Source organism: Acinetobacter sp. P1332, from assembly GCF_044057475.1.
GTDB lineage: Bacteria > Pseudomonadota > Gammaproteobacteria > Pseudomonadales > Moraxellaceae > Acinetobacter > Acinetobacter johnsonii.
On sequence record NZ_CP171157.1, the window covers coordinates 545,689 to 569,980 of the forward strand.

Annotated in this window: 20 protein-coding genes, 1 tRNA gene and 1 pseudogene; 9 read left to right on the plus strand and 13 right to left on the minus strand. The window is 39.4% G+C overall.

The features are described 5' to 3' along the window. Positions 1 to 16 precede the first annotated feature (16 nt). The 7 genes from secF to queA all read right to left on the minus strand — a co-directional run bounded on the left by secF (position 17) and on the right by queA (position 7,510). Entirely contained in the window at positions 17 to 991 is a 975-nt protein-coding gene (gene secF, locus ACFN7Z_RS02650) for a protein translocase subunit SecF (protein WP_005401700.1), read from the minus strand. Between the two features lie 8 nt (positions 992 to 999). Continuing rightward, on the minus strand, positions 1,000 to 2,901 hold the full coding sequence (gene secD, locus ACFN7Z_RS02655; protein WP_130235003.1) for a protein translocase subunit SecD: 1,902 nt from the start codon (positions 2,899 to 2,901) through the stop codon (positions 1,000 to 1,002). Between the two features lie 55 nt (positions 2,902 to 2,956). Next, entirely contained in the window at positions 2,957 to 3,286 is a 330-nt protein-coding gene (gene yajC / locus ACFN7Z_RS02660; protein WP_004697692.1) for a preprotein translocase subunit YajC, read from the minus strand. Between the two features lie 104 nt (positions 3,287 to 3,390). Beyond that, positions 3,391 to 4,521, minus strand: a complete 1,131-nt coding sequence (gene tgt / locus ACFN7Z_RS02665; RefSeq protein ID WP_004697695.1) for a tRNA guanosine(34) transglycosylase Tgt — start codon at positions 4,519 to 4,521, stop codon at positions 3,391 to 3,393. 315 nt (positions 4,522 to 4,836) lie between these two features. Then, positions 4,837 to 5,406 (minus strand): LemA family protein, encoded by a 570-nt coding sequence (locus ACFN7Z_RS02670; protein WP_130235002.1) that lies wholly within the window; start codon positions 5,404 to 5,406, stop codon positions 4,837 to 4,839. Positions 5,407 to 5,431: 25 nt separating this feature from the next. After that, on the minus strand, positions 5,432 to 6,460 hold the full coding sequence (locus ACFN7Z_RS02675) for a hypothetical protein (protein ID WP_125280198.1): 1,029 nt from the start codon (positions 6,458 to 6,460) through the stop codon (positions 5,432 to 5,434). A gap of 9 nt (positions 6,461 to 6,469) precedes the next feature. Then, positions 6,470 to 7,510, minus strand: coding sequence for a tRNA preQ1(34) S-adenosylmethionine ribosyltransferase-isomerase QueA (gene queA / locus ACFN7Z_RS02680; RefSeq protein WP_125280197.1), 1,041 nt, complete (start codon positions 7,508 to 7,510; stop codon positions 6,470 to 6,472). A gap of 184 nt (positions 7,511 to 7,694) precedes the next feature. On the opposite strand from queA, the gene ACFN7Z_RS02685 reads away from it, so the two are divergent. The 4 genes from ACFN7Z_RS02685 to ACFN7Z_RS02700 all read left to right on the plus strand — a co-directional run bounded on the left by ACFN7Z_RS02685 (position 7,695) and on the right by ACFN7Z_RS02700 (position 13,194). After that, a tRNA-Leu gene (locus ACFN7Z_RS02685) sits at positions 7,695 to 7,781 on the plus strand. A 358-nt stretch (positions 7,782 to 8,139) separates the two neighbouring features. Beyond that, positions 8,140 to 9,408 carry a sensor histidine kinase KdpD gene (locus ACFN7Z_RS02690; protein WP_130235001.1) on the plus strand — a complete coding sequence of 423 codons (1,269 nt, stop codon included), beginning with the start codon at positions 8,140 to 8,142 and terminating at the stop codon, positions 9,406 to 9,408. An 81-nt stretch (positions 9,409 to 9,489) separates the two neighbouring features. Further along, positions 9,490 to 12,234, plus strand: a complete 2,745-nt coding sequence (gene glnE / locus ACFN7Z_RS02695; protein WP_130235000.1) for a bifunctional [glutamate--ammonia ligase]-adenylyl-L-tyrosine phosphorylase/[glutamate--ammonia-ligase] adenylyltransferase — start codon at positions 9,490 to 9,492, stop codon at positions 12,232 to 12,234. Positions 12,235 to 12,267: 33 nt separating this feature from the next. Next, on the plus strand, positions 12,268 to 13,194 hold the full coding sequence (locus ACFN7Z_RS02700; RefSeq protein WP_004983545.1) for a branched-chain amino acid transaminase: 927 nt from the start codon (positions 12,268 to 12,270) through the stop codon (positions 13,192 to 13,194). Between the two features lie 51 nt (positions 13,195 to 13,245). Here ACFN7Z_RS02700 and ACFN7Z_RS02705 read toward each other — a convergent pair whose 3' ends face one another. Continuing rightward, positions 13,246 to 14,415, minus strand: coding sequence for a nucleotide sugar dehydrogenase (locus ACFN7Z_RS02705; protein ID WP_130234999.1), 1,170 nt, complete (start codon positions 14,413 to 14,415; stop codon positions 13,246 to 13,248). 174 nt (positions 14,416 to 14,589) lie between these two features. Here ACFN7Z_RS02705 and ACFN7Z_RS02710 point away from each other — a divergent pair, with 174 nt between their 5' ends. The 4 genes from ACFN7Z_RS02710 to ACFN7Z_RS02725 are packed head-to-tail and all read left to right on the plus strand — an operon-like array spanning position 14,590 to position 18,118. After that, entirely contained in the window at positions 14,590 to 15,360 is a 771-nt protein-coding gene (locus tag ACFN7Z_RS02710; protein ID WP_130234998.1) for a glycosyltransferase, read from the plus strand. A 35-nt stretch (positions 15,361 to 15,395) separates the two neighbouring features. Then, complete coding sequence (locus tag ACFN7Z_RS02715) at positions 15,396 to 16,379, plus strand: Stealth CR1 domain-containing protein (protein WP_130234997.1); 984 nt, start codon at positions 15,396 to 15,398, stop codon at positions 16,377 to 16,379. 14 nt (positions 16,380 to 16,393) lie between these two features. Beyond that, the gene (locus ACFN7Z_RS02720; protein ID WP_395442579.1) at positions 16,394 to 17,152 is read left to right on the plus strand and encodes a glycosyltransferase family 25 protein; all 759 of its coding nucleotides are present in this window, start codon (positions 16,394 to 16,396) and stop codon (positions 17,150 to 17,152) included. A gap of 54 nt (positions 17,153 to 17,206) precedes the next feature. Beyond that, positions 17,207 to 18,118: a glycosyltransferase family 32 protein gene (locus ACFN7Z_RS02725; RefSeq protein ID WP_131230602.1), complete on the plus strand. Its 912-nt coding sequence runs from the start codon at positions 17,207 to 17,209 to the stop codon at positions 18,116 to 18,118. Positions 18,119 to 18,121: 3 nt separating this feature from the next. Here ACFN7Z_RS02725 and ACFN7Z_RS02730 read toward each other — a convergent pair whose 3' ends face one another. The 3 genes from ACFN7Z_RS02730 to ACFN7Z_RS02740 form a co-directional block, all read right to left on the minus strand. Next, positions 18,122 to 20,050 (minus strand): acyltransferase family protein, encoded by a 1,929-nt coding sequence (locus ACFN7Z_RS02730; RefSeq protein WP_131230600.1) that lies wholly within the window; start codon positions 20,048 to 20,050, stop codon positions 18,122 to 18,124. Between the two features lie 74 nt (positions 20,051 to 20,124). Then, a complete protein-coding gene (locus ACFN7Z_RS02735) occupies positions 20,125 to 21,072 on the minus strand; it encodes a hypothetical protein (protein WP_004697717.1) in 948 nt (315 codons plus the stop codon). Between the two features lie 60 nt (positions 21,073 to 21,132). Next, positions 21,133 to 22,041 carry a hypothetical protein gene (locus ACFN7Z_RS02740; RefSeq protein WP_004697719.1) on the minus strand — a complete coding sequence of 303 codons (909 nt, stop codon included), beginning with the start codon at positions 22,039 to 22,041 and terminating at the stop codon, positions 21,133 to 21,135. 159 nt (positions 22,042 to 22,200) lie between these two features. On the opposite strand from ACFN7Z_RS02740, the gene ACFN7Z_RS02745 reads away from it, so the two are divergent. Continuing rightward, positions 22,201 to 23,016, plus strand: coding sequence for a glycosyltransferase family 25 protein (locus tag ACFN7Z_RS02745; RefSeq protein WP_125280189.1), 816 nt, complete (start codon positions 22,201 to 22,203; stop codon positions 23,014 to 23,016). 76 nt (positions 23,017 to 23,092) lie between these two features. Here the strand turns inward: ACFN7Z_RS02745 and ACFN7Z_RS02750 are convergent. Together ACFN7Z_RS02750 and ACFN7Z_RS02755 are read right to left on the minus strand one after the other, a co-directional pair. Beyond that, a pseudogene (locus ACFN7Z_RS02750) lies at positions 23,093 to 23,974 on the minus strand (lysophospholipid acyltransferase family protein). Positions 23,975 to 23,979: 5 nt separating this feature from the next. Continuing rightward, on the minus strand, positions 23,980 to 24,201 hold the full coding sequence (locus tag ACFN7Z_RS02755; protein WP_125281242.1) for a hypothetical protein: 222 nt from the start codon (positions 24,199 to 24,201) through the stop codon (positions 23,980 to 23,982). Positions 24,202 to 24,292 lie beyond the last annotated feature (91 nt).

Below are 24,292 nucleotides of genomic sequence, written 5' to 3' on the forward strand. Positions count from 1 at the left end.
ACACTATGGTGTGCATTTATGGAATTTCATTTTCTTCTTCAAACTCAGGCTTCACTTGAACAATGAAGTCTTGACGGTTTAAGCCACGCCATAAAGCAAAAGCTGTACCGATGTAGATTGAGGAGTAGGTACCCACAAAAACGCCCACAAACATTGCAACAGAGAACCATTTAAGGCCATCACCACCGAGGATCATCATCGAGATCACCACCAACAATAAAGTCATTGAGGTGTGAATGGTACGACGTAGGGTCTCAGTTAAAGCGATGTTAACGATCTCTAAAGGTGAAGCGCCACGAATCTTACGGAAGTTTTCACGAATACGATCCGAAACAACAATGTTGTCATTCAGTGAGAAACCAATCAGAGCCAGAATTGCAGCCAATACAGTTAAGTCAAATGGCCACTGCATCATGGCAAAAATACCGATGGTGACCACCACGTCATGGAACAACGACAGTACCGCACCCATTGCCAGTTTGAACTCAAAGCGAATTGTTACGTAGACCAACATCAGCAGTAATGCTAAAGCTACAGCACCCGCTGAGCGAATGTAGAGTTCATTGCCGACTTGTCCACCCACCACATCAACTTTGTTAACTGAGGCTGAGTTACCCGGTAGCTGTACAGCTTGGGTAATGGTTTTGGTTAAGTCTTCTGCCGCTGTGTCTTCTTGTACAGGCATACGTACAATCAAATCACGATCTGAACCAATAGTTTGTACCACAGGGTCATGAAAACCTGCTTTGGTCAGTGCAGCAGAGACATCGGCTGATTTCACGGGTTTGCTATAGTTTAGTTCGGCAGAAATACCACCAGTAAAGTCCAAACCTAAGTTAAGACCCTTGGTGAAAATAAAGAATAGGCTGCCGATGGTTAAGACAATAGAAAGAATGGCTGCAGGCAGCGCAATCTTCATAAAATCAATCACACGCTCATCATCTGGACGGCCGTATTTTTTTGAATCTTGTTGAGTCACATCAGTCATCATCGATCTCCTTATATGCTCAACTTTTTCAAGTTACGTTTTTTGCCATAAATGAGCTGTACAATCGCACGTGTTACTGTAATAGCAGTAAACATAGAGCAGATAATACCGATCATTAAGGTCACAGCGAAGCCTTTAATTGGGCCTGTACCGATAGCAAATAGGATAAACGCAACCAAGAATGTGGTTAAGTTTGAGTCGAAAATGGTGTTATAAGCACGGTCATAACCCGCCACAATGGCTTGTTTGGGTGATGCTCCCCACTTCATTTCTTCACGTATTCGCTCACAGATCAAGACGTTGGCATCGACCGCCATACCAATGGTAATCACAATACCCGCAATACCCGGCAGGGTGAGGGAAGCACCAATCCAAGACATGACGGTTAGAATCATGGCTAAGTTGAAGACCAAGGCAAAGTTAGCAATTAAACCAAATAGACGGAAGAAGACTACCATCCAGATTGCGACCAGTAAGAAACCGATTTGCGTTGATAAAACACCTTTATCAATGTTTTCTTGACCGAGGCTTGGACCAACGACACGTTCTTCAACAAAGTACATTGGCGCAGCAAGTGCACCAGCACGTAGCATTAGTGCAAGTTCAGACGCTTCTTGAGGTGAATCTAGACCCGTGATGCGGAATTGAGAGCCGAGTACCGCTTGAATGGTTGCAGCGTTAATCACGACAGACTCTGCATAAGGTGTACGGACTTCGGTTTGAGCACCAGTCGCAGGATCGGTGATATAGCTAATACGTTGTTTATTTTCAATGAACAACACAGCCATACGCTTACCCACCGCATTCCGGGTTGCATCAGCCATCAGTTTGCCACCTGCTGTGTCTAAGGTAATGTTTACCTCAGCACCACCAGTGTCTTGGCTAAAGCCACTTGATGCGTTTTGAACACGCTCACCCGTTAAAATACGGTTACGGTTTAAAAGTAATTCACGTCCGCTGTCTAAAGACTGATATGCAAAAAGTTCGGTTCCTGGTGGAAGCGGTTGACCATTGCTCTTGCCGCTATATGGGTCAATGACTTGGTCATTTTGGTCAGAGACCAAACGGAACTCTAGGTTTGCTGTACGACCCAAGACACGTTTTGCTTCAGCAGTGTCTTGAACACCTGGAAGCTCAACCACGATGCGGTTACTACCTTGTGTTTGTACCAAGGCTTCTGCCACACCTAACTCGTTAATACGGTTACGTAAAGTGGTTAAGTTTTGGTTCACTGCATAAGACTGAATTTCTTGGCGGCGAACATCGGTATAGGTTAAGCGTAAGGTTGAACCTGTCGCAGTTGCGACCGCTTGCTGATTAAACTCATTACCATTGCTACGTAAGTAGTCTTGAGCCGCAGTACGATCATCGTTGTTGGCGAACTGAACGGTAATGGTGTTGTTGTTTAATGCAAGGCTGTTAAATTTAATTTTGTTGTCACGGAACTGACGACGTAAATCAGTCGCAGATGTTTCCATGCGTTGAGCAATTGCTTTATCCATATCCACTTCTAATAAGAAGTGAACACCACCACGTAAGTCCAGACCGAGCTTCATTGGTTTTGCACCAATTTTTTGTAGCCACTCTGGCGTGGTTGGTGCCAAGTTCAACGCGACAACATAGTCATCACCAAGGCCACGACGTAACGCTTCTTTGGCTTTTAATTGTGCTTCGCTAGAGTCAAGACGTAACAGTGCAGCATTATTGCTAAAACTGTTGTCATGGCTTGAAATACTTTCAGATTTTAAAATCTGCTCTGCTTTTTGTACGATGCTTTGGTCAATTTGGGTACCAGCTTTGGCACCAGAAATTTGAACCGCAGGCTCATCCGGATACAAACTAGGCAGGGCATATAATGTACTGATCGTCAAAACCACGAGAATCAGTAGATATTTCCATGCTGGGTAACGCATTTGTTTTCTTCTTAAAATGAAAAAAGTCGTGCGGATGCACGACTAATTTTTTTGATTAAAGGTTATTTAATGTGCCTTCAGGAAGAACTGAAATCACACTTGCGCGTTGAATTTTTACGTCTACACCGCGGCTCAGTTCAACCACTGCAAAGTCACCTTCGAGTTTAGTGATTTTACCCATTAAGCCACCAGCAAATACCACTTCGCTGCCTACGCCAAGACTTTCAACCAAAGAGCGGTGCTCTTTGGCACGTTTTGCTTGAGGGCGCCAAATTAAGAAATAGAAGATTGCAATAAAAACAGCAATCATCAATAAGTTTGCGACCATACTTGGTTGTTGTGCAGCTTCACCCGCTGCGTGAGCTGTAGAAATAAAAAGGCTCATTTCAAATTCCTAAACTAAAAAAACGGTGACCAACGAATTGATCATAAATAGACTTGTTCTGCAATTTACCTTGTCTTTTTACCAAGCGCAAATGCTCACAACAATTAATCTTGGGGGCAAGGTGGAACTTCTAAACCACGACGTGCATAAAAATCTTCAACAAAGGCATCAAAGCGATCATTATCCAATGCATCACGAATGTCTTGAGTGAAGCGTTGGTAGTAACGTAAGTTGTGAATAGTACCGAGCATTGAACCCAGCATCTCGCCACATTTTTCCAAATGGAATAAGTACGCGCGAGTAAAGTTGGTACAGGTATAACAGTCACAGTGTGGATCCAGCGGACTTTGATCATGACGGTATTTACTGTTACGGATACGCACTAAACCGTCGGTCACAAAATAATGTCCATTTCGGGCATTACGTGTAGGCATGACACAGTCAAACATATCGACGCCACGGCGGATGCCTTCCACGATGTCTTCAGGTTTACCCACGCCCATCAGGTAGCGCGGTTTGTCTGCCGGCATTTTTTCTGGAAGGTAATCCAGCACTTTGATCATTTCTTCTTTCGGTTCACCGACGGACAGACCACCAATGGCATAACCGTCAAAACCAACTTCAAGCAAGCCTTTTAAAGACTCATCACGTAAGTCTTCATACATACCGCCTTGAATAATGCCGAATAGCGCATTTTTATTTTCAAGCACATCATGGTGCTGAGTCTTACAACGCTTTGCCCAACGCAATGACAATTGTAGCGACTTTTGCGCTTCTTCATGCGTTGCAGGATAAGGCGTACATTCGTCAAAAATCATCACGATGTCTGAGTTCAATGTATGTTGGATGTCCATTGAGATTTCAGGAGACAAAAATACTTTAGAGCCATCAATTGGAGAGCGGAACGTTACGCCATCTTCTTTAATTTTACGCATCGCGCCCAAACTGAAGACTTGGAAGCCGCCTGAATCGGTTAGAATGGGCTTATCCCACTTCATGAATTTATGCAGACCGCCGTGCTCTTTAATCACTTCAAGGCCAGGGCGTAGGTAAAGATGGAAGGTGTTACCTAAAATAATTTGCGCTTTGATGTCTTCAATATCACGCGGGAGCATGCCTTTCACCGTACCATAAGTACCGACAGGCATGAACACAGGGGTTTCAACCACACCATGCTCTAAAGTTAAACGACCACGACGGGCGCGACCCGACTGACCTAATTTTTCAAACTTCATAAAATATCCTGAACAAGAGCAAAGCACTGCTCTGCTTGCAGTGCAAGAGCGAAAAAACAGTTCGCCGCTAAAAGGAGGCTATTTTCCTTGATTATGCAAATAAACACCAGTGTTGTAACACTTTTAACGCAAAGCATTTCGGAGCAGGGTGGTGTGCTATAAGGGCTGTTCCGGTTTGAATTTATGTCAGGGTGGCGAGTGAGTCGTGATTAGGATGAAAAGAGTTGATGGCGTATAAGAGGTTGTGAACGTAGAAGTTAAAAAGGCACTCATTTTGAGTGCCTTGGATTTGTTATTTGTGTTAAAGCGATCTTTTTAGTTGAAATTGGGGCGGTAATCAAAATTTTGTAGCGCAGCAGCGTCACGGAATGGACGCACAGCTTTTTTACCGACGGTCATGGTGTTTACAATGTTGTTCGGAAAAATTTGAATGTGGTTGTTAAACAGTTCGACATTGCGGTTAAAGATGCTGATCGCAGCCCCGACATTTTCGTTTTGCTCTTCAATTTCATTCATCATTTTTAGATAAATATCATTGGCTTTGAGTTCAGGGTAGTTTTCGACCACGACATTGAGGCTACGCATTAGCTCTTGGTTTAATGCTTCAATGCGCTGTAATTGGTTGACATCAGTATTATTTAAGTTCAGGTTGAGAATGTTTTGGCGGAGCTCAGTAACTTTTTCCAAGGTGCCTTTTTCAAAGCTGGAGTATTGTTCGACCAGAGGCTCTAAACCATCTAGAATTTTTATTTTCTGGCGCTCATAGGTTGCTACATCCGACCATGCGCGAATGGTTGCATTGTGGTGTCTGACAATATTATTGCGAATGACGATTATGCCAAACACGATTGCAATAATAATCAAGAAGAAAATCAATAGCCCCATACAGTCCTCAAACGGCAAAATGTCATTATTTTAAAAATTGCGTTAGATCAGATTCTAAGCGATCTAGATAAGGTAATTTAAAAGTGCGTAAGTGTCCACGCAATGTCGAAATGTCATTGATTTTTTTTGCTTTTCTGGATATTTCAAACAGGTTTTGTGGGCTGATATAGCACAAGATATTTTTTTCAGGATGAAAAAGTAAATCGCCTTCACGAGAACGGAAAAAATCGGCAGTACGCAGCACAAATGCAGGGGAGAGTAGTTTGGCCATCTGCAGCTGGTCAGTACCAAAAAACTTGAGCTTTTGGTTAATCTGAATATCACTGCTATGCCATGGAAAACTATAAGGATAATAGAATTTTTTATTGTATGCGGTAATCGCGAGTCCTTGCGTGGGTACTTCAAAGACAAAACATCCCCATAAGTCTTTATGCACTTCTTTCACTTTTAACTCATTGCCATCTTTATCACGTACGCGAATTTCATCAACAAAATGATATTGAAACAGCAAAACCTGATGTTGTTGTCCTGCTTCATCCTGCCAAGTGGTACTGGCGTAGTAAGGAATATCGTTGCTGATGGTGCCTTGGTTAAAAATTGGAAACAGCTGCTTTAAATGGGCAATAAAAAATGTAGGTTGTAGGACCACGCCAATATGCTGTGGAGGGGTAAACTCGTTGAGCTGGTATTTTTTATGAATAATTTGTTTTTCGAGATAGTCGGTGATCTCTTCAAGCGGATCATCTTGCTCATAACTTAAATAGGCCCAAAGCAGACAGCCTAAGCCGAATAAAAAGCTGAATAAGGTCCAAATGTGCTCTCCGGCAAAGAACACTGGCACAATAAAAAAAATGCCGACTATTCCAAGTAGAATAGGCAGCACATTTTCAAATTTCAAAGTAATCGGGGCGTTCCAAGGGTGCAGTCGGTCAAGAATATCTTGTACGGAATCTGCCCCTCGGCCGATGTCCCAAAGCCTGTCGATATTATCAAACACAATTTTATTCTTTTTACGTCGAATATGAATGGAATGTTTGATTGTATCGATAGGCATGTGAGGTTCTTATTTGGGTTGAAGTTGGTCAACTAACATGGCATCGCCATAACTAAAGAAGCGATACTGGTTGGCTACCGCATGTTGATAAGCTGCCAAAATATTATCACGATTTGACAGCGCTGAAACCAACATCAAGAGGGTCGATTCAGGCAGATGGAAGTTGGTGATAAGACGATCCACCACTTTGAACTCATAACCTGGGTAGATAAAAATTTGGGTATCTCCAGTCCAAGCTTTGAGTTCACCATCATGTGCCTGCGCTGCACTTTCAACCGCACGTGTCGCTGTTGTTCCGACAGAAATGACTTTATTACCACGCGCTTTGGTTTGACGAATCAGCTCCACTGAATGCTCAGGAACATCACACCATTCACTATGCATAATGTGATTGGCAATGTCATCGGTACGTACAGGCAGAAAGGTACCAGCACCCACGTGTAAAGTGACAAAAGTTTTCTGAATACCTTTGGCTTCAAGTTGATCCAACAGCTTTTGGTCGAAGTGTAAGCTTGCGGTAGGTGCAGCGACACTGGCTAACTTGGTTGGATCATTAAATACTGTTTGATAACGCTCGGTATCAATGGCTTCAGCTTCACGGTTGAAGTAGGGAGGGATCGGAAGTTGTCCGTATAAATCCAGCACCGTTAAAATTGGCTGGGAAAACTCCACAATAAATAAATTTTCATGACGACCTAGTACCGTGACTTTAACGGCATCTGGGCCAATAAAGAGCTCAGCGCCTGCTTTGGGTGTGTTACTAGCTTTGATGTGGCAGTGTGCAATAAATGCATCTTGCATGCGTTCTACCAGAACCTCGACAGCTCCACCGCTGGCACGTTTGCCTTTGAGGCGTGCTTTCATCACTTTGGTGTCATTTAAGACCAGTAAATCACCTGCATCGAGCAAATCTAAAATGTCGGTGAATTGAAAGTCATGATGCTGACCTTGAGCATCGAGGTGTAACAGTCGAGAAGCACTACGCGTGTCTAAAGGATAACGGGCAATGAGTTCATCGGGGAGGTCGAAATTAAAATCAGAAAGTTGCATGATGGGAAAGCAGCGTCAAAATAAGGGAGGTCAAAATTGCGCTTAGTATATGCGTTTTTGTTGAAAAACGCTGAAATTGCACAAATATAAAGCTAAAAAAACAAATGTGACTTAAAAATAGCCAATCACTATCAACTTGCGTTGACAAGTTTTTCAAAAAGTTTAATATACGCATCAACACCTTCCCGAGGTGGTGAAATTGGTAGACGCGGCGGACTCAAAATCCGCTGTCAGAGATGACGTGTCGGTTCGAGTCCGACCCTCGGGACCAAGATATTAAAAAACCCAAGCATATTCAGTCTTGGGTTTTTTATTGCCTGAAATTTAAGATTTGAATCAAATCGCCATAAAACATTACAGATGGCTTAAAGCAATTGAATGTTTGGTGCGGGTTTGCTTAATTATGTCCTCATATGATGGACTCACAATTTTGTTTTAATCCTTCTGATAAATAACGAGTTTTCAAAAAGAGAAAGTAGTCACAAGATAAAATTCTGAAATAATTAATTTTTTTGTTAAATGCCACGCTTGTATTGTTGTATTTTTATATTGTTTTAATGTTGAAAATTTGCTAATAAATACAAGTAAATAATAGGTTTGTGCCGAAAATCACAAAAGATGAGGCAGAAATGGGTATTCAATTGCTAGATATCGGGTCTGATACAGAACAGTTAAGTGCTTGTCACTTATCTTTATTGTTGGGCGTGAACAGTAATGACAATAAAATTAAGAGCTTTCTCAAATTTGCGCGAAAAATTTTAGGTGCACATGCCGCAATTCTAACGTTTAGCAATGAACCTTATAGTTGGTATGCGGGCAAACACGCATTCAATGCTTTTCAGTTACCCGCTGAAGCCAATTTTGCTACTCATTTTGAAGGGGAGATTGCGATTGATAGCCTGCATTGCCATTATCATCATCTTTCTCAGCAGGTGAGTGCTTTAGGGTTTAAACATCAGCGGATCATCGCATTGGATTTAAAGGTATCGGATAAATCTGTAGGGCAAGTGATTTTCTTTGATGAGCAGTTGGAGGCTTTTACGCAAGATGCTGTAGAAAATGTCTATGAACTGGCCTCTGGTTTTCTCAATTTGCTGCATTTGCGCATGGAAAATGCGGAGCTCAAAGAGTTGTATGAACAACAGGTGGCCATGAATGTCAGTAAAACCAAATTTTTCCAAATTATTGCACATGATTTAAGGGCGCCTTTTCATGGCTTAATTGGATTCTCAGAAGTGTTGGCTGAAGAGCGCAAAAGTTTGGATGAGTCTGGTGTGCAAAGCATTGCAGATTATCTGCATGATACAGCACAATCGACTTATAGCTTATTAGAAAGTTTACTGAATTGGGCGATGGCAGAAGGCGGGCGCTTTGTTTATCACCCCATCCATTACAAGCTTAAGCAGTCCTCTCAAATTGTTTTTGATGTGTTGCATGCGTTGGCCATCAATAAAAATATTCAACTGATTGACCGTGTCCCCGATGATTTAAAAATTTTTGCAGATATCAATATGGTGACCTCGGTGATCCAAAACTTGGTCTCAAATGCGCTGAAATTTACCCATATGCATGGCGAAGGTGTTGTGACGATTGATGCCAAAAAACGTGATGATTTTATCGATATCTACATTCAAGATACGGGTCTAGGTATGAACTTGGGGCAAATCGAATCTTTGTTTGAACCGAAACTAACCGTTAGTTTTAAGGGGACAGCTGGGGAGAATGGGACTGGTCTAGGTCTGGTGTTGTGTAAGCGTTTTGTTGATTTGAATAAAGGTGAAATTTCAGTCACATCGAAAGAAGGTGTAGGTTCAACTTTTATCGTCAGCCTGCCACGTTCGAACAGCGCACATCAAGCATTGTCACTCGAGACATCCCAGCAAGAATTTAGTGAATAATCATATTTTTCTTATAAAATAATTCCCCTAATCTCATGATCTGCTGTTATAAATAACCAAAACAATGCGAAAGGGTCGATCATGAATGCTGAGCAATTGCAAAAGACATTGCGCGCAAGTCAATATGCGGAACAAGTCCTATCTATACATCAGGTTTATCTTGAACAAGATTATGCAATTGATCAATTTTCTCAGCCATTGACCACCGAACAAATTTTCAATGTCGTTCAAAACAGCTTAAAAGAGATCAGTGATGAAAGCACATGGATGCGCACCATCCGAATTTTACGTGCGCGTTTAATGTTTCGCTGGATTTGGCAGGATGCCAATCAACTGATCGATGTGATGACGCTAACGCGAGAGTTATCGGATTTTGCCGATGCAGCCATTTGTGTGGCAAAAGCGTTTGCCTTAGCGCCATTGGTGACTAAACATGGTCAGCCTGTGGGTTATAACCATAAAATTCAAGATTTAATTGTGGTCGCGATGGGGAAGCTCGGTGCACAAGAGTTGAATCTCTCCAGTGATATCGACTTGATTTTTGCTTTTGATGAGCAAGGTGAAACTGATGGTCGTAAATGCATAGACGTACAACAGTTTTGCATTTTGTGGGGTCAGAAACTCATTTACTTGTTGGACCATATCACGGCTGATGGTTTTGTCTTCCGTGTGGATATGCGCTTACGTCCTTGGGGTGATGGTTCTGCATTGGCGATTAGTCATGCGGCGCTGGAGAAGTATTTAAGCCAGCATGGTCGCGAGTGGGAGCGCTATGCGTGGATTAAGGCGCGGATTGTGACAGGGGGCAAAGAGGGGAATGAGTTGTTGGACATGACTCGTCCTTTCGTGTTCCGTAAGTATGTCGATTACACCGCTTTTGAAGCCATGCGCGAAATGAAAGCCATGATTGAGCGTGAAGTATTACGCCGCAATATCGAAGATGATATTAAGTTGGGTGCAGGTGGTATTCGTGAAGTCGAATTTATTGTGCAGGTTTTTCAGCTAATTTATGGTGGGGCAAAATTAGAATTACAAGACCGTCAATGTTTAGTGAGCTTGCATCATTTGGGTGAAGTGGGTTTGCTGGATGGGCAAGCGGTCAGTGAGCTGGAAGATGCCTACTTATTTCTGCGCCGTGTAGAACATGCCATTCAAGCTCTGAATGATCAACAAACCCAGTCTTTACCAACAGAACCAGAACTCAGACAAAGGATGATTGACACCTTGGGTTTTGTAATTTGGGATGCATTTATTGAGCACTTAAACCAAAAGCGCGCCAAAGTTATTTACCAGTTTGAGCATTTAATTAAAGAAAAAGAACATGATCCTTTCGTTGAAAGCTTTAGTCAGTTAGAAGCGCGTTTAAATGAGGTCTTAGATGCGAATGCAAAAAACCTCATTCATGAATTTTGGAATGGTCATGCGCTGAAAAAACTGCCTGCAAAAGCGGTGCAGCGTTTAAAAATGTTTTGGCCGCATTTGATTGAAGCGATTTTACAGTCAGATAAGCCGCAAGCCGCGTTGCTACGCCTCATGCCCTTGGTCGAGTCGGTAATGCGACGCACCGTATATTTGGTCATGTTGATTGAGAGTAAAGGGGCGTTACAGCGCTTGGTGAAAATGGCAACCGTAAGTCCATGGATTTGTGAAGAATTGACCCATTATCCAGTGCTATTGGATGAATTTTTGTCCATGGACTTTGAGCTGCCGCGCCGTCAAGATTTGGAAGATTCGTTGCGTCAACAGTTGCTTCGTATTGAGCTTGATGACGTTGAGGATTTGATGCGTGTGCTGCGCCTATTTAAAAAATCCAATGTTTTGGCAGTTGCAGCCAGTGATGTTTTGGCTGAAAGTCCGTTGATGAAAGTATCCGATGCTTTGACCGATATTGCAGAAGTTTCGGTCAGTACAACTTTAAATTTAGCTTACCAAATGACGGCAAAGAAACATGGTTATCCGCTCGATGTTGAAGGACAGCGCTGTTCGATCGATCATTTGGCATTTGCTGTTGTGGGTTATGGCAAGGTTGGTGGGATTGAGCTGGGTTATGGCTCGGACTTAGATCTGGTCTTTATTCATTATATGGATGAGCAAGCCGATACCGATGGGCTGAAGTCGATCAGTGGATTCGAGTTTGCAATGCGTGTTGCGCAGAAATTTATGTCATTGATGACCACGCAGACCCTCGATGGTCGGGTTTATGAAATCGATACGCGCTTACGCCCATCGGGTGAAGCGGGGGTCTTGGTCACCAGTTTAAAAGCCTTTGAGCAATATCAGTTGAAAAATGCATGGGTCTGGGAGCATCAAGCATTGGTACGTGCTCGCTCGATTGCAGGTGAGCCAAGTTTGCGTGATAAATTTGAAGCATTGCGCTGTCGGATTTTGACACAGCCACGAGATGAGGAAAATGTACGCGCAGAAGTGCTGAAGATGCGTCAAAAAATGAAAGACCATTTGGGTTCTTCTAAAGAACAACAAAAAGATGGAATTTTTCATTTAAAACAAGACGCAGGTGGTATCGTCGATATCGAATTTATGGCACAGTATGCTGTGTTGGCATGGAGCGGATCTCATCCAGATCTTGCCCATTATTCCGACAATGTACGAATCCTTGAAGACGCCGCAAAAGCCAGTTGCTTATCCAGTGACGATGCGACTGCATTGATTCAAGCTTATCTCAGTGAACGAGCCGAGAGCCACCGTTTAGCCCTTGCGAATCAATCCATGCAAGTAAATGCTGCGGACTGGCGCGATACCCGAGTGATCGTTTGCAAATTATGGCAAAGATTAATTGATCCAAGCTCAATCGTGAGCATTGGGTAACATGACTGTGTATATAAATTTGGAGTGTGTGTCATGAATTTGGCTGATCGTGATGGTTTTATTTGGCAAGATGGACAATTGGTTGACTGGCGTGAGGCAAAAACTCACGTATTAACACATACCTTGCACTACAGCATGGGTGTGTTTGAAGGTGTCCGTGCCTATGAAACACCGAATGGCACGGCTATTTTCCGTCTAAAAGAACACACTAAGCGTTTATTGAACTCTGCAAAAATTTATCAAATGAAAGTCCCATTTGATCAAGCAACACTAGAGCAAGCTCAAATTGATGTGGTTCGTGAAAATAAATTAGCGTCTTGCTACTTGCGTCCAATTATTTTTATTGGATCGGAAAAATTAGGTATTGCTGCAACAGACAATACGATTCATGCAGTAGTAGCGGCATGGAGCTGGGGTGCGTACCTCGGTGATGAAGCAATGGCGAAAGGTATTCGTGTGAAAACCTCATCGTTTACCCATCACCATCCAAACGTGACGATGTGTAAAGCGAAAGCGTCAGGTAACTATACCTTGTCGATTTTGGCTCACCAAGAAGTAGCGCACTCAGGTTATGACGAAGCAATGTTGCTCGACCCTCAAGGTTATGTATGCCAAGGTTCTGGCGAAAACGTATTCTTGGTGAAAGATGGTGTTTTACATACGCCAGATATCGCAGGTGGTGCACTTGATGGTATTACGCGTCAAACTATTATTACCATCGCAAAAGACTTGGGATATGACGTGGTTGAGCGTCGTATTACACGTGATGAATTCTACATTGCAGATGAAGCATTCTTTACGGGTACTGCTGCTGAAGTTACGCCTATTCGTGAATATGATGACCGTGAAATCGGTTCAGGTACGCGTGGTCCAATCACTGAACAAATTCAAACCACATTCTTTAATGCGGTTAAGGGGAAAGACCCGAAATACGCACACTGGTTAACTTATGTAAAATAAGTAATTAGGTGGAAAAGGGCTCTTCGGAGCTCTTTTTTGTTGGTCTTCAGTTTAGTCATCGATACCGAAAATATCTCGAGTGTAGAGTTTATTTTGGACGTCATTTAGTTCTGATGTTTGACGATTGCTAATAATTAAGTCAGCTAGTTGCTTAAATTTTTTTAGATCGCGAATAACTTTACTATTGGCAAATTTTTTTTCTGAAATATTTGGCTCATAAATAATCACCTTAATGCCTTGCGCCTTAATTCGGCGCATAATCCCTAAAATTGCGGATGAGCGGAAATTATCAGATCCTGATTTCATGACTAAACGGTAGATGCCAACCACTTTGGGATTTTTATGAATAATTGTTTCAGCAATGAAATCCTTGCGGGTTCTATTTGCATCTACAACTGCTTGAATTAAGTTACTTGGGACTTGCTCATAATTTGCTAAAAGTTGTTTAGTGTCTTTAGGGAGACAATATCCTCCATAGCCAAAAGAAGGGTTGTTGTAAAACTTTCCAATACGCGGATCAAGACACACGCCATCAATAATTTGACGAGTATTTAAATCAAAAACTTGAGCATAGGTGTCAAGTTCATTGAAATAAGCGACACGCATGGCAAGATAAGTATTGGCAAATAATTTGATAGCCTCTGCTTCAGTGGAGTCAGTAAATAGTACAGGGCAGTCTTTTTTAATGGCACTATTAAGAAAGAGTTGTGCCAATGTTTCAGCACGTTCCGATTGCTCACCTATAATAATTCGAGAAGGGTAAAGATTATCCTGAAGTGCTTTGCCTTCACGTAAGAATTCAGGTGAAAAAATAATATTGTTTGTGTTAAATCGCTGTCGCATTCTTTGTGTAAAGCCGACAGGTACAGTCGATTTAATTATTATGGTCGCAATCGGGTTAGTGAGTTGGATGTCGTGAATGACTTGCTCCACACTTGAAGTATCAAATTGATTGGTGATGGGGTCGTAATTGGTGGACGTTGCAATCAGAATAACCTCAGCATTGATGTAACTGTCTATTTTATTTGACGTTGCTTTAAAATGAAGCTTGTCATTTTCTAGGAATAATGAGATGTCTTTATCTTGAATTGGGGAGATTTTTTGATTTAACTGGTGAATACGATTTTCATCGATATCAAATGCAGTGACACAGTGCTGCTGCGCTAAAATCAAAGCATTAGAGAGTCCAACATAGCCTAAACCGACCACTGTAATTTTCATTCTGTTGATTCTGAATTATTTTTTATTACGGTGCAGGAACAAGATGTCATGTAAATGAACAATACATTTCAGTTTAATTACCGTGTAATTACTTGGGATTTTATGGCTCTAATCTTCAATCAAACCTAGACTATGTTATGATGCAAAATACTATGTAGATCGGTAGTTTCAAAGATGTCTGTACATGAAAATGATGACGTTTTAAATACGACAGAGCAACAAAATCAGAATATTGTGCTGTGTATGAAGTGGGGAACCAAATATGGTTCGGACTACGTTAATCGTTTGTATAACATGGTAAAACGCCACACTACTATTGACTTTAAAATGGTGTGTTTAACGGACCGTACCGATGGCATTGATCCTGCTGTACAGTGTTTTCCTATTCCTCCATTAGCACTTCCAGAGGGAAGCCCTGAACGTGGCTGGAATAAATTGTCCACTTTTGAGCCTGATCTGTATGGTTTGGAAGGCAATGCACTCTTCCTCGATCTTGACGTGGTGATTGTCGATAATATCGATGAGTTCTTTACCTATCCGGGCGACTTTCTGATTATTCATGACTGGAAACGGCCGTGGCGTATTACCGGTAACAGTTCGGTTTACCGTTTTAAGCTGGGTGCTTTCCCGGGGCTTTTGCCTTATTTCCGTGAAAACTTTGATGAAATCCGTAAAAAATTCCGTAATGAGCAAGCCTATTTGTCTTGGTATGTCGATCAAGAGAAAAAGCTCTCTTACTGGCCTGACAGTTGGTGTAAAAGTTATAAGTATCATTGCTTGCAAAAAATACCTTTGGCGTACTTTAAAGCACCAGTAAAACCCGAAGGTGCAAAAATTATTGTTTTCCATGGGGAAATTAATCCACCTGATGCAGTAAATGGTGGTGGTGGTAAATGGTATCGCTATGTGTTGCCATCAGATTGGATTAAAGAGGCTTGGCATTAAAAACCCAATGTTGGTTTACTTTTGATTAGAAAATTATGAAAAAACTAGATTTTGTTATTGCTTGGGTTGATGGAAGTGATGAAAATCATCGATTGAAACGTCAACAATTTCAACCTGAAAATGTTGTAAAAGGTGCAGCGGAAGACACTCGATTTGCCCATAATGATGAAATCTATTTTTCGATTGCTTCAATTCTGAAATATGTTCCGTATTGTGGAACGATTTACATTATAACTGATCACCAACAGCCGAGTTTTGTTGGGGAGTTTGAAGCGCAGGGGCTATGTCGCTCTGGTCAAATTCAAGTGGTTGATCATCAAGAAATATTTAGAAATTACCAACAGTATTTACCTACTTTCAATTCATTAAGTATTGAAAGTATGTTGTGGAATATTAAAGGGATTTCAAATCATTTTATTTATCTGAATGATGATTTCTTTCTCAATCAACAGTCTGATTTAAGTGATTTTCTTATTGATGGTCAGATGGTGATATATGGACATTGGCAAGCAACACTCATCAAGAAAATGAAATATATTTTCCGAAAATTCTTACAGCAGAATTTTGGAATGGTAGCTGAAGCGAAATATTCAACGGCTCAAATGCTGAGTGCAGATCGTGTGGGAATGACTAGATATTACGAAATTCATCATCGCCCTCATATTCTCAGTCGTGATTTGCTCAGTACTTACTTTAAGAATAATAAAGAGCTTTTAGAGCAGCAAATTCAGTTCAAATTTAGGAACATTGATCAACTGTTACCAGTGGGATTGTCTAATCATTTAGCAATTCAATCTGATCAAGCCATTTTAAAAGATGATATTGATATTGCTTATTTAAAAGATGGTCGTGATTTGGAAAAATTTATATTAGCTTTATCTAATTCTGAGATTAAATTTGGCTGTATACAAAGTCTAGATCAATTGGAATCATTAGCTGAAGGACGCATCCGAGCCGCACTGATTCAAAAATTTACAGGGTTTTTACCCAGCCAAATTCAACCGACTACTGTGGTCTAAACGAAGGAAAGCAAATGAAAGTTGTGACTTATCTTATTAATTTAGACGGCAGTGATCAACGTTTAGCAAGTGCGACAGCTCAGCTCAATCAAGCGGGATGGGATTTTAGCCGATTCTCTGCTTATGATGGGCGAGGTAAAGCCTTATCTGAATTTGAAAACTACGATGATCTTGCTGCTCAGAAAATATTAGGGCGTAGTTTAATGAATTCTGAGTTGGGTTGTTATCTAAGTCACTACGGTTGTGCTGAAAAATTTCTAGAAACGGATGCCGATTATTTAGTTGTCTTAGAAGATGACATTGATGTGTTGCCTAACTTTAAACAGAAGCTTGAATCTTTATTAAGTTATTTAGATCAACATAAAGAGTTGGATTGGTATACCGTCAATATTGCTGCTAAAAAGAAAAAATTAGCAAAAGACATTGTTGAGTTTGATCATTATACCTTGTGGCATGCATATTATTTCCCAATACGTGGTGTAGGCTTGGTTTGGTCTCGAAAAGGAGCTGAACAGTTTGTACAACTGGGTAAAATCATGACCGTTCCAGTCGATATTTTCTTCCAAAGTTGGTTAAGTAAAACAGGAAAAGGGCTTGGCGTTTGGCAGCCATTTGTGCAGCCAGCAGGTCTGGATAGTGATATTTTAGGTACTGTTGCTGCTCAAGGTATCAAACGGAAGCAACTTGAGAATCGAAGTGCTTCTCATGGATTTAAGAAACAGAAGCGTATGTGGCGTGATCGCTTTTATGCAATTAAACATTTAATGTCTTGAGTCCTAGTTATAGACTGTAATAAATAATTTTCTTTATTTTGTTGAGTACATTTTATGAAGTTTTTTAAGAAGCTCTTCTATCTTTTGAAATTTTATACAATGTATTCAAACCAAAAAAGAGAAATCAATGAGTCAATAGATAACTACGCGGACCTGATCGTTCTCAATCCTGGTCAGAAAAATGCAGTTATTCCCAAAATTATCTGGATGTATTGGGAAGGCTCACTCCCTGAGTTTGTGCAGAAGTGCGTTGATAATATAAAAAAGAACAATCCAAACTATGTTGTAAACTTTCTAACACCTAATAATGTCAAAGAGTTTTGTGATATTGATTATGGTCGTTTAAAGCATGCGACACCACAACAGAAAGCTGATCTCATTCGATTTGAATTAATTTATCAACACGGTGGGATATGGTTAGATGCCAGTACAATTGTTTATGAAAATCTAGATTGGATTGAAAGGTTAGTTACTCAACATCAAACTAACAGTTTTGCCTATTATCGAAAGAAAAATACGACTTGCCCAGACTTTCCTGTTTTAGAGAATTGGTTATTGGCAAGTTCTGCCAAAAATATGTTTTTTAAGTCTTGGTTTGAGGAGTTAATAAAAGCTATAGAATTAACACCAAAGGTTTATATTCAGCAGATTAAAGAAAATAACGAAAATTATCAGGACTATTTTCAAGAGATAGGCCGTTTAGAATATTTGGTTGCTTATGTTGCCTGCCAAAAAATTATGCGTACAACTTTACCGAGTATGACCTTGATTAACTGTGATCGGAATGCTTTTTTCTATCAAGTAAAAAATAAATGGATGAAAGAAAAAGTGTTGATTGATCTTGCCCTCAATTATCCGCCAGTTGAAAAGCCTAAGCTGATCAAACTGGCAGGAAAAGAAAGGGGAATATTAAGTCGTTATTACAGTAAAAAAATGTATTTTAACGACTCGTTTATTGATATCTAATCACTACTTTTTAGCAATAAAGTTTTCTAATACTTTAAATTTTGGTCGTGTTTCAAAGTATTGTTCAGATGCTAATGACCCAACAATTGAGATATGACGTCCATCAAATGAATACGGTGTGTTTTTGGTTGCCATATGATCTGATTTAAATAGATCTGCTTGGCTTAACAAGAGTGTATTCGGATGTTCTGAAACGATTTTATTAATCACACTCGTTGCATATTTTTGCTTTGTAGCGAGTGGATTGTTCATATACTCATTTAGATTAAAGTCTCGCTCTAACCATATTGCACGTTTGAAAATTGAGCTGATGTTTTGATCAAAAGTATATGGTTCAGACATTACAATCACTTTCTTATTATTCATTTGTGCAACTTTGAGTAGCTCACTAAATGAATTCTGCTGATTTTGACGAACAATATCAGTCCAACGACCAGCAAAAATAAGAACGTCATACTGAGCTATATGATTCTTCAGATAGTTTCGGTTGATTAAGCACTGCTGATAAGCGGTAGATGACTTGTCACCTGTAAATTCTTTATCAAGACTTGGATAGCACCAATTCGTACTGATCGTATGGATGTTCAAGTTTAGCTTTTTGCCTAGATGATCCCAAAATGGAATATTGTGACCTGCAAATGAATCTCCAAACAAAAGAGCTGATTTAGCATTTGTTGAGTTAGATGCTATATGACATTTTAATCCATTTTCTCCAACAGTCAGACTATGATCATCTTTAATGTTATAGAAACACCAACCATTCGAGACCATAGGCATCTGTATTTTCTCAATACGCTTTAGGTATTCTGCATCGGCTCGATTTTCTAACCCATCCTTACCTAGAAACTTATAAAATGGATAGAGAATCGCAATACTTAAGATAAAAAGTAGATAAACATACTTTTTATTGATTTTATTCAGATGAATACGACAGGGTTCAATATGTTTGTAACTCAACCATCCTAAAATAAAAGATAATAAAAGAGCAAAACTGATATTGATAATATTTTTTTGAATTAGGAAATAGCTCAATAAAAATGAGATCGGCCAATGCCACAAATAAATAGAATATGAAGCACTGCCTAAACTCTGTATAAACTTGGGTTTCGTTAGTATAGAGTTTTGACGGTTGGCGATTAGAATTAAAACTGTACCCAAAACAGGAAGGGATGCAGCATAACCAGGCCAAGGCGTATCTTTGGTTAAAAAAATCAAGCTTAGCGCTAAAAGTCCAAAACCTGTATATTCAATAATTTTTTGCTTAATCGATGATAAAGAATATTGGTTAAAATAAAAGTACACCAGTCCACCTGCAATTAACTCCCATGCACGTGTTGAGAGTTTAAAGAAAGCATATATCGGATTTTCTGGTGTAAGTTTTACAGACAACAAAAATGAGCAAGAAAATAATATTAGAAGTAATATGCCTATATATTTAGTTTGTTTTGTAAGCTTTTTAAATGTGTACAAAATGATGGGAAAAAGGATGTAGAACTGCCATTCAACAGCTAAAGACCAGGTATGCAGTAATGCTTTATCATGTGAACTAGTTGCAAAATAGTCTCCTGATTGTTCATAGAAGAGATTATTTGATAAGAAAGTGAGACTGTATCTCGCATCTTTAGCAAAGTTTTTTAGATCTTCTGGGATAAACACAAATAGCCCCAAAGCCGTTAAAACTAAGACTAAGAATAATAGTGCGGGATATATACGAATAATTCGAGATAAGTAAAAATCAACAAAAGAAAAATTATTGTGTTCAAGCTTTTCCACAATGATTTTTGTCATCAGATAGCCTGATATCACGAAGAAAACATCAACGCCCAAGTACCCAGCAGAGAAACCGAATACATTGAAATGGAAAAGAACAACAAAAACTACAGCATATGCTCGAAGTCCATTAATATCAGTTCTAAATTGATGATTATTCATATATTTGGGATGACTACAGAAAGAATTGAGCGTTCACATAAGGATGGAAGGAAATTACAGGTGAATTGTAAGTTCTACTCACCACTTTGTGTCAATAGAGTATTTTGTAATTGTTCAGGAGGTATTTTTTCAAAAGCTTTTACTGCACTGTTCTGAGATAAATTATAGACATTTATTTGCTGAGATTTTAGAAAGCGGGCAGCGGCATCGAATGCAGGCAATGTTACATCTAAATACTGATTCAACATAGTGGGTTGTTTATTTTCTTTATTTTCATAGAATCTGGGTTGGGAAAAATTATTCATATCCAAACCTGCAATATAAATGTCTTTATATTTCAAATGATAAGTGATTTGAAGTGCAACATAAGCCACTGTAAAATAGTCAAAAACAGCATTAAAAATGTGACTAGAAAACCCTAAGCGGTCATAGATATGAAAATAATTTGGAGTTTCAGTCACGCGTATCCGCTCACCTAAAAATCGCTCAATTTCACCTTCAGTTATAGGCTCAACAACTTTAATGTCGCAAAGAATATTTTCTAATTTTATTTTTCTTAAAATCAGGTCTAAACAACGTGGTGTTGTAAATAGTGTACAAAAGGAAGTTTTAAGTACATTTTCAATTAGATCAAAACGATTGTTGGTGAAATTGTGATCAATGATCACATAATATTTAAATTTGACACCACTTAAGGCAATTGCACCATTTACACCAATATAATCAATATCCGATCGCTGTAAATATGACGTTTCTAGTTGATGCACAGATGGACCTGTTGCAATTAGCATACATTTTCGATTGGGACTAAAATTTAATTGGGAATTATCGACAATAAGTTGTTTTTTAAAATAAATTTTTTGCAAATCACCATCGGGACTACGTTCTACTTGATAGTATGGCCAATAGCGACGATTGTGTTTATATGATTTTGGATGACTATACTTGTAAATAAATTTATACAGATTTCTAAGGATATAATTTGAAAAAAAACGTTGGGCTGAGATTATTGGTTGAGACATAAAGATCAAATTCTATGTAAGAAAATATGAAACAGGATACAACGTAGCCTGCTACCAATTTTAGTCATCTAAAGTAAAATTAGGTTTTTTACTAAACTTTGATTTTATGGCTTTGATGCTAGCTGTAAGCCAAGTTGTCCCTTTGACAGGGCGTGTAACTTTATTGCCTTGATAATTGATTTGAGTCGCTTTTTGAAATGGACCATAAGCTTTTACTAAATAGTCTTCAGGTTTATAACCATTATCCAATGCTTCTTGATAATATTGATCAAATAACTCAACTAAGTCTTGTCTTGGATGAGGCATGATTTTTCCATCAAACCAATGTTTTTGATTGTTTTTTTCTAGGCGCGGTAACGAGTATTTATGGCTAAACTGAGTACCCATGTCGGAGTAATGTAGAATTTTGATGTCTTCTATTTTTAAGCCTTCACCATCAATACAGTTATATGAATTATTGTAGTTTTGGACTAAATGAGGTTGGTCTTTGATTAGTTGCATTAACTTCTTGTGACCATCTGGATCCGATTGCAACGTTTTAAGTGAAGGTAAATATTGTTTAGCTTTTTTACAATCCCAAACACAAGTACATAAACGAGCTGAACTTTTGCCACCTTTGGCGATGACGATTGCATCATCTTTCATCGGATGCGACCATAACTCTGCGATATCACATAAAACGATGACATCAGCATCCATATAGATCGAACGCCCTTCAAAGTTGGATGATTCAGGAATTGCCCAACGGAAACCAGAAAATGGGGTTGCCCATTTCTCAGTATGCCATCCTTCATGCGTTTCTTGATTGCTATACCACGGACTAGTAGGATCATGGCTCAACTGCATCCATGTAATTTCAATTGGGTGCTGTGTATTTTTACGGATGCTATAATCAAGCACCATCATTTGTTCTAAATCACAGTTATTTGGATCACAGCCAACAAAAATTTTAATTGTTTCTTTGGGCATTCTGATTCTCGTCACGCAGAAGATAGCAAGCAGTTTGATAAGTATAATCTGAAAGCAAATAATACAAAACCCTTTGTTAAAATGAATTCAAATAATGTCTAGTTTAATTTTATAGAAAATTGTTATTATTGAATTTAAGAATAAATTTAGCCTTAGTTTATGAGAAATTTTGTTATTAGTTTGTCTAGCGCGACTCTTCGACGAGCGCATATAAGTTCGGAGTTTGCTAAAGAAAAGGTCGATTTCGAGTTTTTTGATGCAATTACCCCTGTGACATTACAAGCAACTTCATCTGCAATAGGCTTAGTAACTAAGCAAACTGATTTACATCAGAATGAAGTTGCTTGTCTATTGAGTCATGTGGTGTTGTGGAAAAAAGCAGTAGATGAACAGTTAGACTATATTGCTATTTTTGAAGATGATATTTATTTGGGTAAACAGGCTGTTTCGTTTCTTACCAATGTTGCGTGGATACCATCTTTCTGCGGCATCATTAAATTAGAAACCTTAAATAAAAAGATTCAACTTCCTAAGATGCAATCAATTATTCCTTTGCATTTGAATAGAAAACTCATGTTATTGGGCGAGCCACATATGGGTGCAGGTGGTTATATACTTTCATTAAATGTCGCGAAGGAATTATTGGAGTATGTATTGCGAAGTCCAAAACTAATACCAATTGATCATATTCTTTTTAGAGAATTCCCTGAGTCCTCAGGCGAAAAGATTTTTCAATTGTCCCCAGCAATATGTATTCAAGATGTGATTTTAACCAAAGGCAAGACAAACTTTCCAAGTTCACTTGAAAACGTGAGAAATGCGCGAAAGGGTGAGGATAAAAGTAAGAAGAAATTAACTTTATTGGGCAAAATGAAACGTGAAATGAGTCGTTTAATCTTGCAAGTTCATGTATTTTTCCAAGAAAGAATTCAATCTATCAAGGGTAAGGCTTTGATTAAAATAAAATTTAAGTAATACGGCGGCGGTTATGAGTGATGAACAGACTTCTGAGTCGATTATTTGCTTAGTTAAATTTAGGAAGGAATGATTATTATTGAGATGATGGTTGGTAGTAATTTTCAAAATTAGGATTTCCCTTAAACCGCTTATATCCCCACATATATTCAGCAGGAAAGCGGTTGATCATTTGCTCTACCGCTTTATTTAATGCAGTTGTCGCAACTTCTATAACTCGATCATAAAGTTCAGGATCATTGAGATCATCACAGTAGACCTCAAAACCTTCACCATCCTCTCTACGGAAACAACTTAATCCCACTAAGCGGCATTGAGTTTTTTGTACCATTTTGCTGGCTAAAGTACTGGTTAAGCAAGGAATTCAAAAAAAAGGAACCACGACACCACCAGAGGGTTGAGGGACATGATCTGGCAGAATTACACTGAAACCACCTTGTTTGAGGTTTTTGAATAATGCTTTAACACCGTTGGCATCAGTTGGAACTAATGTCGCGTTTAACCGTTGGCGAGCATGTAAAGCAAAAGCATTAAATCCTGAGTCTTTCATGGGTTTATACATAATGGTAGGAATACCATATTGGTGTACCCACGCATTCATCATTTCCCATGTACCGAGGTGAGGGGTAATAATTAAAGCACCGCGGTGATCATTTAATGCATTTGTTAGTACATCTAAGTTATGAACCGTCTTTATTTGCTGGATACTCCATTCGGGAGGCATTGCCCAGCATTTCCCAGATTCGATATAACTTAGACATTGCTTCGTTACGCTTTCTTTAGCAAGCTTTTCACGCTCACTCTCAGGAATATCTGGATAAGTAAGACTTAGATTTACCCGTGTTTTCCAAAGCATACTTTTATCTGAGTTTTGATTAATAAAGTAAGCCGCCACTTTTGCAATACTGCGCAAAAATGCTAAAGGTAGGATACGGAGTAAAGTGGTATAAAACGACATTGCGATTAATCTTGTTTATTCGCGTTGCCTTTCAGCACCATATAAATCAAACCGACAAAAATGACAAAAGCACCTGCCAAGCTACTTACACAGAAAAAGACAATACGGTCATAGGTGGTTAAATTAAATAATTGATTGTCTAAAATATAGCGCATGAAAAACCATTGTACGATTGCAAACACAATTAGCACAATACCGCGACGACGGACTTCAGGACGCATAGCCATTTGGTTGCTCACAACTTATCTAAAACAGTGCGCTATTATGCCACTGCTGAGAATTGATCTCAAATGAATAAAAGTATTCTATTCAGGCCTC

What these genes read in the sequence shown, in the direction of transcription:
- secF (WP_005401700.1), bottom strand. Translation starts at nt 991, where the DNA reads ATGATGACTGATGTGACTCAACAAGATTCAAAAAAATACGGCCGTCCA.
- ACFN7Z_RS02755 (WP_125281242.1), bottom strand. Translation starts at nt 24,201, where the DNA reads ATGGCTATGCGTCCTGAAGTCCGTCGTCGCGGTATTGTGCTAATTGTG.
- ACFN7Z_RS02735 (WP_004697717.1), bottom strand. Translation starts at nt 21,072, where the DNA reads ATGTCTCAACCAATAATCTCAGCCCAACGTTTTTTTTCAAATTATATC.
- tgt (WP_004697695.1), bottom strand. Translation starts at nt 4,521, where the DNA reads ATGAAGTTTGAAAAATTAGGTCAGTCGGGTCGCGCCCGTCGTGGTCGT.
- queA (WP_125280197.1), bottom strand. Translation starts at nt 7,510, where the DNA reads ATGCAACTTTCTGATTTTAATTTCGACCTCCCCGATGAACTCATTGCC.
- ACFN7Z_RS02670 (WP_130235002.1), bottom strand. Translation starts at nt 5,406, where the DNA reads ATGGGGCTATTGATTTTCTTCTTGATTATTATTGCAATCGTGTTTGGC.
- yajC (WP_004697692.1), bottom strand. Translation starts at nt 3,286, where the DNA reads ATGAGCCTTTTTATTTCTACAGCTCACGCAGCGGGTGAAGCTGCACAA.
- secD (WP_130235003.1), bottom strand. Translation starts at nt 2,901, where the DNA reads ATGCGTTACCCAGCATGGAAATATCTACTGATTCTCGTGGTTTTGACG.
- ACFN7Z_RS02710 (WP_130234998.1), top strand. Translation starts at nt 14,590, where the DNA reads ATGTCTGTACATGAAAATGATGACGTTTTAAATACGACAGAGCAACAA.
- ACFN7Z_RS02705 (WP_130234999.1), bottom strand. Translation starts at nt 14,415, where the DNA reads ATGAAAATTACAGTGGTCGGTTTAGGCTATGTTGGACTCTCTAATGCT.
- glnE (WP_130235000.1), top strand. Translation starts at nt 9,490, where the DNA reads ATGAATGCTGAGCAATTGCAAAAGACATTGCGCGCAAGTCAATATGCG.
- ACFN7Z_RS02715 (WP_130234997.1), top strand. Translation starts at nt 15,396, where the DNA reads ATGAAAAAACTAGATTTTGTTATTGCTTGGGTTGATGGAAGTGATGAA.
- ACFN7Z_RS02675 (WP_125280198.1), bottom strand. Translation starts at nt 6,460, where the DNA reads ATGCCTATCGATACAATCAAACATTCCATTCATATTCGACGTAAAAAG.
- ACFN7Z_RS02700 (WP_004983545.1), top strand. Translation starts at nt 12,268, where the DNA reads ATGAATTTGGCTGATCGTGATGGTTTTATTTGGCAAGATGGACAATTG.
- ACFN7Z_RS02690 (WP_130235001.1), top strand. Translation starts at nt 8,140, where the DNA reads ATGGGTATTCAATTGCTAGATATCGGGTCTGATACAGAACAGTTAAGT.
- ACFN7Z_RS02740 (WP_004697719.1), bottom strand. Translation starts at nt 22,041, where the DNA reads ATGCCCAAAGAAACAATTAAAATTTTTGTTGGCTGTGATCCAAATAAC.
- ACFN7Z_RS02720 (WP_395442579.1), top strand. Translation starts at nt 16,394, where the DNA reads ATGAAAGTTGTGACTTATCTTATTAATTTAGACGGCAGTGATCAACGT.
- ACFN7Z_RS02725 (WP_131230602.1), top strand. Translation starts at nt 17,207, where the DNA reads ATGAAGTTTTTTAAGAAGCTCTTCTATCTTTTGAAATTTTATACAATG.
- ACFN7Z_RS02730 (WP_131230600.1), bottom strand. Translation starts at nt 20,050, where the DNA reads ATGAATAATCATCAATTTAGAACTGATATTAATGGACTTCGAGCATAT.
- ACFN7Z_RS02745 (WP_125280189.1), top strand. Translation starts at nt 22,201, where the DNA reads ATGAGAAATTTTGTTATTAGTTTGTCTAGCGCGACTCTTCGACGAGCG.